This is a genomic window from Bacillus sp. 2175, from assembly GCF_057812155.1.
This window is the reverse complement of record NZ_JBSZSU010000011.1, coordinates 60,478-72,894: the sequence shown is the minus strand read 5'-3', so window position 1 is coordinate 72,894 and position 12,417 is coordinate 60,478. Positions and strand designations below refer to the sequence as shown.

The 12,417-nt window shown below is 34.9% G+C and carries 10 protein-coding genes and 1 pseudogene; 2 read left to right on the top strand and 9 right to left on the bottom strand.

Annotated elements, in window-relative coordinates:
- Nucleotides 1–222 precede the first annotated feature (222 nt).
- Nucleotides 223–669 (top strand): hypothetical protein, encoded by a 447-nt coding sequence (locus ACXKY9_RS30895; RefSeq protein ID WP_000647561.1) that lies wholly within the window; start codon nucleotides 223–225, stop codon nucleotides 667–669.
- 333 nt (nucleotides 670–1,002) lie between these two features.
- Here ACXKY9_RS30895 and ltrA read toward each other — a convergent pair whose 3' ends face one another.
- From ltrA to ACXKY9_RS30865, 6 genes and pseudogenes are all read right to left on the bottom strand, one after another.
- The gene (gene ltrA, locus ACXKY9_RS30890) at nucleotides 1,003–2,310 is read right to left on the bottom strand and encodes a group II intron reverse transcriptase/maturase (protein WP_000169374.1); all 1,308 of its coding nucleotides are present in this window, start codon (nucleotides 2,308–2,310) and stop codon (nucleotides 1,003–1,005) included.
- A 513-nt stretch (nucleotides 2,311–2,823) separates the two neighbouring features.
- A pseudogene (locus tag ACXKY9_RS30885) lies at nucleotides 2,824–3,873 on the bottom strand (IS4 family transposase); the annotation flags it as partial.
- Nucleotides 3,874–4,011: 138 nt separating this feature from the next.
- A complete protein-coding gene (locus tag ACXKY9_RS30880; RefSeq protein ID WP_016090640.1) occupies nucleotides 4,012–4,932 on the bottom strand; it encodes an MBL fold metallo-hydrolase in 921 nt (306 codons plus the stop codon).
- 335 nt (nucleotides 4,933–5,267) lie between these two features.
- Nucleotides 5,268–6,698, bottom strand: a complete 1,431-nt coding sequence (locus ACXKY9_RS30875; RefSeq protein WP_000116992.1) for an IS4 family transposase — start codon at nucleotides 6,696–6,698, stop codon at nucleotides 5,268–5,270.
- 148 nt (nucleotides 6,699–6,846) lie between these two features.
- Complete coding sequence (locus tag ACXKY9_RS30870) at nucleotides 6,847–7,257, bottom strand: DUF1878 family protein (protein ID WP_000364215.1); 411 nt, start codon at nucleotides 7,255–7,257, stop codon at nucleotides 6,847–6,849.
- Nucleotides 7,258–7,544: 287 nt separating this feature from the next.
- On the bottom strand, nucleotides 7,545–7,916 hold the full coding sequence (locus ACXKY9_RS30865) for a hypothetical protein (RefSeq protein ID WP_016090641.1): 372 nt from the start codon (nucleotides 7,914–7,916) through the stop codon (nucleotides 7,545–7,547).
- A gap of 186 nt (nucleotides 7,917–8,102) precedes the next feature.
- Between ACXKY9_RS30865 and ACXKY9_RS30860 the strand changes: the two genes are divergently transcribed.
- Nucleotides 8,103–9,539 (top strand): IS4-like element IS231C family transposase, encoded by a 1,437-nt coding sequence (locus ACXKY9_RS30860; protein ID WP_001053969.1) that lies wholly within the window; start codon nucleotides 8,103–8,105, stop codon nucleotides 9,537–9,539.
- A 266-nt stretch (nucleotides 9,540–9,805) separates the two neighbouring features.
- Here ACXKY9_RS30860 and ACXKY9_RS30855 read toward each other — a convergent pair whose 3' ends face one another.
- From ACXKY9_RS30855 to ACXKY9_RS30845, 3 genes are all read right to left on the bottom strand, one after another.
- The gene (locus ACXKY9_RS30855) at nucleotides 9,806–10,741 is read right to left on the bottom strand and encodes a DMT family transporter (protein WP_016090642.1); all 936 of its coding nucleotides are present in this window, start codon (nucleotides 10,739–10,741) and stop codon (nucleotides 9,806–9,808) included.
- A 191-nt stretch (nucleotides 10,742–10,932) separates the two neighbouring features.
- A complete protein-coding gene (locus ACXKY9_RS30850; RefSeq protein WP_016090643.1) occupies nucleotides 10,933–11,661 on the bottom strand; it encodes a hypothetical protein in 729 nt (242 codons plus the stop codon).
- A 133-nt stretch (nucleotides 11,662–11,794) separates the two neighbouring features.
- Nucleotides 11,795–12,382 (bottom strand): TetR/AcrR family transcriptional regulator, encoded by a 588-nt coding sequence (locus ACXKY9_RS30845; protein ID WP_016090644.1) that lies wholly within the window; start codon nucleotides 12,380–12,382, stop codon nucleotides 11,795–11,797.
- Nucleotides 12,383–12,417: the final 35 nt, after the last annotated feature.

Here is a 12,417-nt window from a genome sequence, read left to right as displayed (position 1 = left end):
GTCCAAGTTTTATAGATTTATTGTAATTATTCTGAAGTTTTTGCACCAGAATCCTATAAAATGACTCAATTTCAAAACCACTGTTTCCAATTGAAGTTATAATAATTCATTATAAAATTCTTATATTTAACTGTATTGTAACATTCGACATGCGCAAGCTATTAATTTATATGGTAACATTTACCTGTAAGACGAATTATTAATATGGGAGGCAGATTTATTATGAAAGCAAGAAAACCAAAATCATTTGTAAAACAATGTACAGGAATCGCGTTGGCCAGTATGATTGGATGTAGTGGTATTGGAGTTTTCGCAACAAGTGTAAGTGCTGCCGAAAATACTAATCCAGCTCCTATGAACCAATCTCTTCAAGCAGAAGTGATGACTATTACACAGTTACAAGATGCTATTCAGCATAAAAATGATCCTTTTATTAATCAAGTAAAAAAATTTATTGATAAACACAAGGCAGAATCAGAATTTTTATGGGGGAAAGTGAGTACTTCATTGAAAAACGACATTGTAGACTTACTCACAGGGGACAAAAAAAATTACTCTAATAAAATTAACAGAGCCCTTGTAAAACACTTTAGAGAAGTCCCTAAATTATTGAAACTAGCAAGTCCAGAATTTAAAAAAGAAATTATTCAGTTACTAAATTACCTATAAGATATATATTAAGATTTTATATTTCAATGGATTTTGATATTAGTAGTTCCATAAATTTGTATTTACAAGGTACCTTTCAGTTAATAAAATTTATATATAAAAATGTATAAATTAATTAGGTGTAAGGATTGGAAATAGATTTAAATGCACATACGGTAATCAAATTTCCATGTTTTAAATATAATCTGTCGGGTAAAAGACTGGCGCGGTATCAATTGTGACCCGTTTCCAGCCTCTCCCCATAAGAACTGCTCGTGAGGTTTTCCCTCACAAGCAGCTCACCCCATAAACTTCATCAAAAGGGTTATGAGACCTATCAAATGGCAGACACTTTCATCGAAAACTCTCTGCACTTTTCAGGGGAAGGACTTTCCAGTCCCAGTAGAGCCCCAGTACACCATAGAGATATTCGTTACTCCATCTCTGCCATCCGATGCTACGCTTTCGTCTTCGTTTCCTTCTCGTTAACAATGTGCGAATTTTCATCTCCGTATAATCACGTACTTCACTGAAAGCTTGACTAGAGTTCCCAATCCGGAAGTAGTTCACCCATCCAGTTAGTACGGCATTGATTTGTTTTATTAAGTCTTGTGCTGGCTTCGCTCCTGCGTTTTGAATGAGTTCGCGAATTTTTGCTTTCACTGTCGTGCGAGCTTTCTTCTTCGGGATCATGAAAACGAAGAATCCATTCTTATTTCGGTTCGGTATTCGTCTCAGGTCAAATCCTAAAAATCCGAAGGATTCTCCTTTTAGGACATTGATCATCTGAGTCTTCTCCAGATTCAGTTCAACTCCCAAAGGCTTTAACTGTTCCCACAGTCGTCGTAATGCCAGTTCAGCCCATCCACTTTTACTAGAGTGTCCGCTTACAGCGATAACTATATCGTCGGCAAAACGGTGATAGTTTACAGCTTCGTAATTGCCCTCAGCTGTTTTGCGTCGAATGGCATCAAATGTCCAATCCACTTCATTGAGGTAAATGTTCGCGGCTAGTGGAGAAAATGGCCCCCCTTGCGGGACACCGATCTTTCCTGCTGCCTTAATTACCTGTTTTACAAGATGCATAACCTGTGGGTCTTGGACACGTTTCGCGATTTTCTCCAATAATATGTTGTGTCGGATTGTATCAAAGTAGCGTGACAAATCAACATCAATTATTATGGTCATACGGCGTAATATACTGCGTCGTACTTCTGCCAATGCCTGATGTGGAGAGCGTTTCGGTCGAAACCCATACGAGTTTGGACAGAAATCAGCTTCAAAAATTGCTTCTAATATGAGTTTTAGCGCTCCTTGTACTACACGATCTCGTATACACGGAATTTGCAGAGTTCGCATTTTGCCGTTTGCCTTTGGGATTTCTACTTTTCGATTGGATTGTGGTCGGTATATTCCAGCTTGCAATTCCTCTTGAATACCCGTTAAGAATGGGATAACTCCTTCTAGTTCTATATCAGCAAAACTTTTTCCATCAATGCCTGGAGCACCGTTGTTTTTCCTCGCCTGTTGATATGCTTCGTGAAGGGTTGTCATTTTGGTAATGTGGGTAAATAACCCCCAAAACCGGTGCGTAGGTTCAGACTTCGCCTTTCGATAGATTCGTTGCCTTAGTTCCTGCAAAGTGATGGGTGTTTTTGTCATGGCACCCTTGCCTCCTTTAGTCATACGAAATGTTTACAGGTTCGGACCCTTTCCTCCCCGCGCGTTTTGCTGCACGCAGATCTCTGGTACTACGATCCGTTCCGCCACCCTGACACCTACCGTTCTCACTTCCCGATCGCGGTTATAGAGACGGTCTCCTCGATGAGGTTTCTTCATCGGGTGTCGAGGGCTTCTCCAGTTTCCACATTATCTTTCTCTCCATGTCGCCGCTGATACCCCGCCGGTGAGAACTGCCGTTCCAGACTCGTTTCGGTCAGTTCTTGCTGCTTTCGCACGTTATCGACCGTCTCAGCCACCGGAATTGCGTGTAACGAGGCTACATCTACGTTCACTGTACGTTACAACCTGGAGATTTGCCCACATGCCTTTTGCATGTGATGTCAGAGGGCTTCGCCATGTCGCTTTCACTTCATGGCGCCTCTCAGGCTACGGGAGTGGAGTCTATTCCCCCGATTGGACTTTCACCAACTAGATAATGTGTCCTTATCTGGACACGCCAATTTGCCAGCGTAAAGAATACCAATCATGTACTTGTCCCATTGGGACAATATCTGTAGGAGTATTTGTCATATATACATTGATACCGCTAAGTCGTTTGCTACGAGCGGAATACTTCATTCCTTTCTTTTTTTCTCTTACAGTTTGATCTTGTAATCGTTTTTGTTGTTGTTCTTTTGTTAGCCGATGAACAATCACACGAGTTGGGACTTTATCAGTCATTCCTACATAAGTGTTGAATATTTCACATGTTTGTCCTGGTTGAAGAGAGTTCATTAAAGCCTCCATATCTATCTGGATATACTCTGTACCTTTCTTGATTCTGCCATCTTGAAAATAATCAGGGTTAGGATTTTTTTGATAAATACGTGTATTCGATTTGATACGTGAAATATAATAAGCCTTTTTCTCTTGTATATGTTGAAGATCTTTCAAATGAAAATAGCCTAAATCTCGGATACATAAATCATTCGCTGTTACAGTTGGGACACACAGGGAACCGTAGGTTCGATCATGTTGTTTACCTGGACCTATATGAATATGAAGGAACTGTCCACTTAATAAATCATACTCGAGCTGAATCTTTACTCCCGCTGTATGGCTGCATCCTCCTGCACCTGGATAAACGAAAGAAAAGGGATCTGGAAGTTGAAATGCAGTTGAATCTAAAATACGAATACGCTTGAAAATAGAAGTATGTGGAGAAGAAATCGGCATAGATGAGGTCAATTTTTGGTTTAGTAGTTCAGCTAATAGGTGTTGTAAAAATTGGACGGCCGCTTGATTAAATCGTTGATTCAATCCCTCTGGACTGATGAGCACTTCTGTTGATGCTTCCAAACAGCTAGATAATTGAGTTAAAGAAGTCGTAGCGATATTTTGACTCATCCATACACATAAAGCGACTAAATCTTTTGCTTGGTATTTACTGGTTCGTTGCACGAAACCAACATCTCTAGCAAGATCTCGTAAGATATTTGGAGATAAAAAGCTTTGAATCTCTTGAGCAAATAGTTGTAATTCATCAGATATAGAAATAGACATACAAAAAACGCCATCCTTTCCTATGATTCTACAGAAAGAATAACGTATATTTTCATTTTGAGGGTATTTCTTTTTATTAGCTTAATAGCGATGGGCGGGACCCCATATTGTGGAATGTAAAAGGGATTTCTATATGATTTAACATTCCAATATTCCTTTTAGCATTTTAAAATTCTGTTGATAAACCTCTGGAGAACCCCAATTTTTGTAGTTGTTAGGTACTTTAATATCTTCGATATGGTCTTTTTCTCGTGCAATTACAGTTAAATCAGTTATATAGTCTATTAATTCTAAAATGCGGATTTTCGTTCCAATTGAACCATGTCCTGGAATTGCTATCTCAACATCCATATCGCTAACCTTTTCCAAAATGCGAATCCAATTCTCAGGATTCGATTCTTCAAAAAATGTTGGATGGCAATCAACAAATAATAAATCACCCATGAATATTACTTTCTCTTCTGGAATATAGAGAACTGCATCACAAAATGAATGTCCACCACCTAATGTGAAAAGCTGTGCACTACGCTCAATTCCACGAAACGTTATTGCATCACAAAATGTTTTTTGAGGTAAAACTAATTTCAAAGTTGGTAATGAAACTTCCAATTCGCTTAGAAAGTTTATTTGATGTTTTAACTTAGGGTCATTGGTTTGATTTATTTGATCTTTTAAAGAATGAATATAATTTCTTAGACCTTGTATATCATTTTTCTGCTTATTGATTCTCGATGGATGAATATCCTTCATTTTTTCATATGTAACTTGACTTGAAATAATATTACTTTCCTTAAATGCTTGGTTACCTCGAATATGATCTCCATGCCAATGACTATTTACAACCCATGTCACGGGTCGATTGGTTATTTTTTCTGCAATATATTTTAAATCTTCAGCAGCTTGTTGTGTGTTAAATGTATCAAAAACTATTGTTTTATCTCCTAAATCAATAAAGCCTGCATTTGCTACGGCACCACTGCCTTCTCTTGCTATTGCAACGTATATCCCTTCACTAACTTTTTCAAGACTAAAATGTTTGCTGAAAAATTCCTTATCCATTTTCCTCTCTCCTTGATTCTCGTTTTAACGAAATATTTCGACATTAAAGAGGAAATTCCTTTGAAGGGGTATCTCCCACCACCATCAAGTTAAAATTTTATAATGCCCCCAAAACGAAAAATTAGAGTCTTTTATAGCAATGAAGTTCATTTTTATCGTTTTGGGGGCAACCTGTTCTGTTAGGTTGATGGGCATGGGGTACCGCCACATCACTATCAAGCTAAGATTATACAATATCAAGTATAGTAGAGATTATTTCTTTTTTCTAAAAGCCAGGCTTAGAAAATTTAAAGGTTTGCATGCGAAATAAACCCTATCGGGTTTCATTTTTTGAATTAGGCCGCTTGATCTTCAGAAATGGTAGAATTGTAAACGACACCTAATATATCAAAGACTGTTTTCTTCTCATATCTGTGAGATTTTCGCCCATTTTGCTGTAGGAGGTTGAACAGGCGAATGAGAATCTTTGATAATTCTTGGGTGTCTTTCTGTATGGCTTGATAAATAAGAAAAAAATAATCTCTAATCATATATATGGCCTTATATTCACTCAGCTCTCGTTTCTTTTTCATAAGAAGTAGTTGACGCATTTGAAACATAGTAGAAGAACAGAGGAGAATGGCGATCAGTTGCCCATACAAATGGCATTCTAATCTTTCTCGTTTTATTTTTTTACAATGGTGAATATGAAAGAATGATTTCCATGTTTTAAATAAAATCTCGATTTGCCAACGTAAAGAGTACCAATCATGTACTTGTCCCATCGGGACAGTATCTGTAGAGGTGTTTGTCATATATACATTGATACCACTGAGACGTTTACTACGAGGGGAATACTTTATTCCTTTCTTTTTCTCTCTTACAGCTTGATCTTGCAATCGTTTTTGTTGTTGTTCATCTGTAAGTCGATGAACAATCACACGAGTTGGTACTTTATCAGTCATTCCTACATAAGCATCGGATATTTCATAGGTTTGTCCTGGTTGGAGAGAGTTCATTAATACCTCCATATCTATCTGTATATACTCTGTACCTTTCTTGATTCTTCCATCTTGAAAATAATCAGGTGTGAGATTTTTTTGATAAATACGTGTATTGGATTTAATACGAGAGATATAGTAAGCCTTTTTATCTTGTATATGTTGAAGATCTTTCAAATGAAAATACCCTAAATCACGGATACATAAATCATTTGGTGTTACAGTTGGAACACACAGAGAACCATAGGTTCGATCATGTTGTTTCCCTGGACCTGTATGGATATGTAGGAATTGTCCGCTTAATAGGTCATATTCAAGTTGAATTTTCATCCCAGCAGTATGGCTACATCCTCCAGCCCCAGGATAAATGGTTGAAAATATATCTGGAAGCTGAAATGCAGTGGAATCTAAAATGCGAATACGCTTGAAAACAGAGGTGTATGGAGAAGAAAGTGGCATAGATGAAGTTAATTTTTTATTTAGAAGGTTAGTCAATATATGTTGTAAAAACTGAACTGCTGATGTATTAAACCGTTGATTCAGTCCTTCTGGACTGATGAGTACTTCTGTGGATGATTCTAAACAGCTAGATAACTGAGCTAAAGAGGTTGTAGCGATATTTTGACTCATCCATATACATAAAGCGACTAAATCTTTTGCTTGGTATTTACTAGTTCGTTGTACAAAACCAACATCTCTAGCAAGATCCCGTAAGGTATTTGGAGATAAAAAACTTTGAATCTCTTGAGCAAATAGTTGTAATTCATCAGACACAGAAACAGACATAAAAAACGCCATCCTTTCCTATAATTCTACAGAAAGGATAACGCCTTTTTTACTTTATGGATAGTCCAAAACCTTAATTTTATAGCGATGTAGCGGTACCAAATATCCGTTTAATAATTATTTATGCTAACTTTATATATCTGTATAATCAAACGTTATTATTCATTTTTAATTGCTCTAAAAGATAATCACAGACATTCACAAAAATACATTGTTTTTTTAAACTTAATAATAAGTATTTCAATTCAAATTCTTGATAAAAAATCTTAGTGATATATAGTTTAAACTCATCTAAATTAGGCTTTTCTGGGCTATATAGCATATCTAAAGGAAGTTTAAATTTAGAAAACAAATGATCGTTTTGTGCAAAAATCGAAACTTCTTCTCTAGTTAATCGATCATGAAATGCAATTGAAATGTTTCTTAAGGCATTTACTTGTTCTTCTTCAAATTCATGATCTATAACAAATCTATAAAATGGGAATTCATCTGACTGAATCATACTTTGCATAAGTCTAAATTGATATCTTAATAAAGTCACTTCTTTGATTAAATCCATATTTCCCCTCCTTTATTTCCCTAAATTAACCAGTTTATCATAACAATTTATAACTTGAAATACAAATACTTATGATATATCACCCATACAATTTTTATTAACATAACCTATCATTATCAATAGTTAACGATGCTAAAAATTTCGTTATGGGGTAATTAAAACTATTAGCTTGATAGGGATGGGGTACCGCCAGCATTTTGGAAAAAAACCACGCTAAGCAAAAAAATAATAAGCTGCCCATATGGACAGCTTATTTACATAATTCTCGTTCTCGGAAGTTAATAAATCTATATCTTGCCTTTCTTTGATAGAATGCTAATAATAACAAAACCACCATATATAATTAAGCACATAAATAAAATTAGATTTTGAATGGATATATGACCTGTAGTTACAAAACTAATTACAACGAATAAAATGATCATTATGAGGATATTAGACCAAAATATTGCTGGGACCTTTTTCTTTGTTGGCTTAGAAGTATTTTTAGACTTGTCGGTAATACTTGTACTAAAAAGAAGAAAAATAATAATTATAATACCTGTACTATAAATTGTATCTGGAGATAAAGAGTGATTGTAAAAATCAAATCCTATTCCGCAAGCGATAATGGTGATAATGGTTACTATAATTGTTGAAGTTTTTAATGGTTTTTTCAAATCTTCACCATCTTTCCTTTTATTTCTATTTTATCATGAGATATCTATCTGGTTGGAACTATTATTATGAATATCCTATTCATGGGGTACCGTCACATGCCCATCAACTTAAGAATTTGCACTACCCCCAAGTGTCAAAAAACGTTATTCTTTCTAAAAAGCTAGCTAGAAAGGATGACATTTTTTATGAATCTTTCAATTCAAGATGAATTACAACTATTTTCTGAAGAGCTGTATCGTCATTTAACCCCTTCTCTTTTGGAAGAACTCGCTAAAGAATTAGGTTTTGTAAAAAGAAAACGAAAGTTTTCAGGAAATGAATTAGCTACCATATGTATCTGGGTCAGTCAACGTACAGCGAGTGATTCTCTCGTTCGACTATGCAGTCAATTACACGCCGCCACAGGCACTCTTATGAGTCCAGAAGGACTCAATAAACGCTTTGATAAAAAAGCGGTTGAATTTTTGAAATATATTTTTTCTGCATTATGGAAAAGTAAACTTTGTAAAACATCAGCCATTTCAAGTGCAGCACTCACGTATTTTCAACGAATCCGTATTTTAGATGCGACGATTTTCCAAGTACCGAAACATTTAGCACATGTATATCCTGGGTCAGGTGGTTGTGCACAAACTGCAGGTATCAAGATTCAATTAGAATATGACTTACACAGCGGACAGTTTTTAAACTTCCAGGTAGGTCCTGGAAAAAATAATGATAAAACATTTGGAACAGATTGCTTAGATACCTTACGGCCGGGTGATCTGTGTATTCGTGATTTAGGATATTTTTCATTGGAAGACTTAGATCAAATGGATCAACGTGGCGTGTGCTATATATCAAGACTTAAGTTAAACCATACCGTCTATACGAAAAATCCATTTCCAGAATACTTTCGAAATGGGACAATCAAAAAACAGTCACAGTATATCCAAGTTGATTTAGAGAACATTATGCACACGTTAAAACCAGGACAAACGTATGAAATAAAAGAGTCGTATATTGGCAAGAATCAAAGATTATTTACAAGAGTAATTATCTACCGATTAACAGAGGAACAAATACTGGAACGTAGAAAAAAACAAAGCTATACCGAAAGTAAAAAGGGGATTACATTTTCAGAAAAGAGTAAACGATTAACGGGTATCAACATATATGTTACGAATACGCCTTGGGAAGTGGTTCCGATGGAACAAATCCATGATTTTTACTCCCTCCGCTGGCAGATCGAAATCATATTTAAAACGTGGAAATCTCTATTTCAAATTCATCATTGGCAAACTATCAAACAAGAGCGATTAGAATGCCATGTGTATGGAAAACTCATTGCCATTTTTATATGTTCTTCCACGATGTTTAAGATGCGCCAACTTCTGTTGCAAAAGCACAAAAGAGAACTAAGCGAATATAAAGCAATTGGGATGATTCAAGATCATCTATCCCTGTTATATCAAGCGATACAGAGAAACACCCGTATAATAACAAAGGTTTTAATCCGCCTGTTTACCCTACTAAAGAAAAATGGCCGGAAATCCCATCGATATGAGAAGAAAACTATCTTTGATATTATGGGTGTTGTCTATGAGTATAATGGATTGAGAAAACAAAAGAAAGCTGCATAAGAAAAAAATGAAACCCGTTAGGGTTTATTTCGTATGCTCATTTTTAAGAGGATTATACTGTTTAAAAGTTTGTTCATTTCAATTAATGGAAAACCGTAGAGTTTCTATCCTTAAGTTGATGGGCATGTGGCGGTACCCCTATAACATTATTAACTTCATTTAGGAGTACCGCCCCATACCCATCAACCTAATAAAACAGTATCCTCCTAAAATAAAAAACCACTAAATTTATTTGTTACTTCCAAAGAAAGATATTCATGAATAATTTAAAACACCCGAATAAAAAAAACACCAGCTACCATAACCAGTAAACCTAAAATTTGTATAAGCTTAACTCGATTTTTTGAAGAATTAAGCAATCCAAATTGTTCTACTATCAAGCTACCAATGATTTGACCGAATAAGGTAAAGATTACAGTTTGTCCATTTCCAATTTGGTCAACTAGATATACATTTATTAGAACATAAGACCCGCCTAATATCCCTCCAAGCCATATCCACCATGGAGCTGATTGCTTAATTGGTTCTTTAATATTTGTGTAAGAACGGTCCATTATCCCGACTATTATAATTAGGGTAATAGTACCTACAAAGAATGAAACAAGAGCTGCTTGTGAGGAGGAATAAAGAACCCTTCCTAATTGACCATTGATAGCAATTTGTATAGCCAGTAACATTCCAGCCATTATACCAACCAATCGCCAAATCCATTGATTTACCATGTTTTTTTTATTTGTTTTAGAAAATTGTTTCTCATGATTTTTGTCTTGTATAGCTAAAAAGGCACCTGTTAAGACTAGTAACACGCCGGAAATTCGGCTCCATCCAAATGGATACGGTATTGAATTAAACCAACCGTAATTATCTATTAACATACTCATCAAAGTCATTCCCAAAATTGGCATTATCGATGTTTGCACACTACCTAATCTAGGGAACAAAAGAATATTAGCGGTTAAAGCAATTGCCCCACCAATCCCTCCCAACCATATAAAAATAGGTTGGTTCAAAAATAAGTCTAGTGGAATCCCTAATGGTGAACCACTAATTAATATTGTAATAGTTAAGAAGATTACTCCTATAACAAATGAGATCATTGAAGCTAAAAAAGGAGAAATCACAAATTTTCTTAATTGAGAATTGATGGCTGTTTGTAAAGCGAAAACAGCACCAAAACTTATAGCTAAAAGTATGGAAAACATAGAAATTTACACCTCATTATTATTAAATAGAAACCCAGTCTCTCCTACTGAAGTATTCTCTGTCTAAAAAATATAAATTAAAAACGACGGCAGTGATTATGTCAAAGACGTCGTCAGATATAATACATATAATAAGTTCAGGGTTAATTATAAAAAAATATGATTTTTTATTTCAAGAAGCTCTGCCGTTATTATTTTTTATGATCCTTTATCCACTGTAACCAGTAAGAAAACTCACATGCTAAATGCATTTGATGCGATTTAATAAGGCTATTAGGACAAAGTGCAGGAAACTCAACAACTAGACTTACTTCTATCCCAGTATCAGTATCTTTAAATTGATGTCGAACTCCACCGATAATAGTTCCATCTTTCATACGTGCTACACCTGTTGATTGGTATTGATAAGACTTATCTCTCGGTGTTTGCAACCTAGTTTCGTCACCAAAAACAATAAAGAATTGAACTGGAAACGGAGAATTACCAGTAGTTTCTATAACTTCTAATTCATTTTCTCCAAAAGGTCTTAATACATAGTGATCAGGACAAGCTGATAAATTCACTTGATCATTCTCACGTGACTGTTCAAGCATAAAACTATCAATTCCATTTATCGCTTCTTCTGCTGTAATTCCATCTAAATAAATACTTGTTTTTGAAAATTTCCGTCTATCACCAGATAAAGCTGTACCAATACGCATGCCCATCTCGCTCAATCTAAGTTTAAATCTCAACTTATCGTACATTTCATTGTATGAATATCTTAACTTTAATTCCGTTAGTTTTTTTATCATGTCATTTGTATCATGTATTTTAGGCTCTTTATGTCCTAATGTATTGAAAACTTTCTTAATACGTTCTTTTTTCCATTTTGTGAGTTCTTCTGGTGAAATATTTTTCCCCTCAATATAAATTTTCATATTAATTCTCCTTTGCTCTTCATCAAGTATTATTCCAACGATTGTTTTTACTCTTATTGTTAGTCAATTTATTGAATATAACCTAAGTATTTCTTTTAAACATATCTGAAAATAAAATTCCCATGATGTTATTTTAAATTTTTTCTTCTTTTTGTTCGTATTTTAGAGTGGTTAAGATTAGATTAATCGTCTCTTTTTTCGTATTTAGAGTTAGATCTATCTCTGAATGGGCAATACTACTAAGACCATATAAAATAAATCCAGAAGTTAAAGATAAGTTGTCCGTATGGAATACTCCTATTTTTACTCCATCCTCAATAACTTGTTCAATGAGTGGCCGTAATTGCATAAATAATTTTTGCTCAAGCAGGTAATGTTGTTCTGTATGAAATGAACTGGCATCTTTGTAGGGAGCCAATTTTTCAACAAATGTCCAAAATATATCCAGAGCATTTTTCATTTTTTGTATAACGGGTAATTCATTCAAAGTAAGTATTTGTTGAATTTTTTCTATATTTTTTGCGATAAAATCGTTTAAAAGTTCATCAACAAAATTATCTTTGGATTTAAAGTAATAATAAAATAAACCTGTTGCTACACCTGCATGATTAACAACATCCTTTATGCTAAAGCCTCCTATACCGTTTTTTATATAAAGTTCAAAACCAATATCCATTAACTCTTGACGCCTAATGTCAGGTTCTTTTGATATTCTTTTCATAATTCATCTCCTATATTATTTTTCCGCGACTGAAT

Excerpts from the sequence above, each read along its gene's own strand:
- ltrA (WP_000169374.1), bottom strand. The coding sequence starts at position 2,310 with ATGACAAAAACACCCATCACTTTGCAGGAACTAAGGCAACGAATCTAT.
- ACXKY9_RS30875 (WP_000116992.1), bottom strand. The coding sequence starts at position 6,698 with ATGTCTGTTTCTGTGTCTGATGAATTACAACTATTTGCTCAAGAGATT.
- ACXKY9_RS30895 (WP_000647561.1), top strand. The coding sequence starts at position 223 with ATGAAAGCAAGAAAACCAAAATCATTTGTAAAACAATGTACAGGAATC.
- ACXKY9_RS30880 (WP_016090640.1), bottom strand. The coding sequence starts at position 4,932 with ATGGATAAGGAATTTTTCAGCAAACATTTTAGTCTTGAAAAAGTTAGT.
- ACXKY9_RS30870 (WP_000364215.1), bottom strand. The coding sequence starts at position 7,257 with ATGGATTTAATCAAAGAAGTGACTTTATTAAGATATCAATTTAGACTT.
- ACXKY9_RS30855 (WP_016090642.1), bottom strand. The coding sequence starts at position 10,741 with ATGTTTTCCATACTTTTAGCTATAAGTTTTGGTGCTGTTTTCGCTTTA.
- ACXKY9_RS30845 (WP_016090644.1), bottom strand. The coding sequence starts at position 12,382 with ATGAAAAGAATATCAAAAGAACCTGACATTAGGCGTCAAGAGTTAATG.
- ACXKY9_RS30860 (WP_001053969.1), top strand. The coding sequence starts at position 8,103 with ATGAATCTTTCAATTCAAGATGAATTACAACTATTTTCTGAAGAGCTG.
- ACXKY9_RS30850 (WP_016090643.1), bottom strand. The coding sequence starts at position 11,661 with ATGAAAATTTATATTGAGGGGAAAAATATTTCACCAGAAGAACTCACA.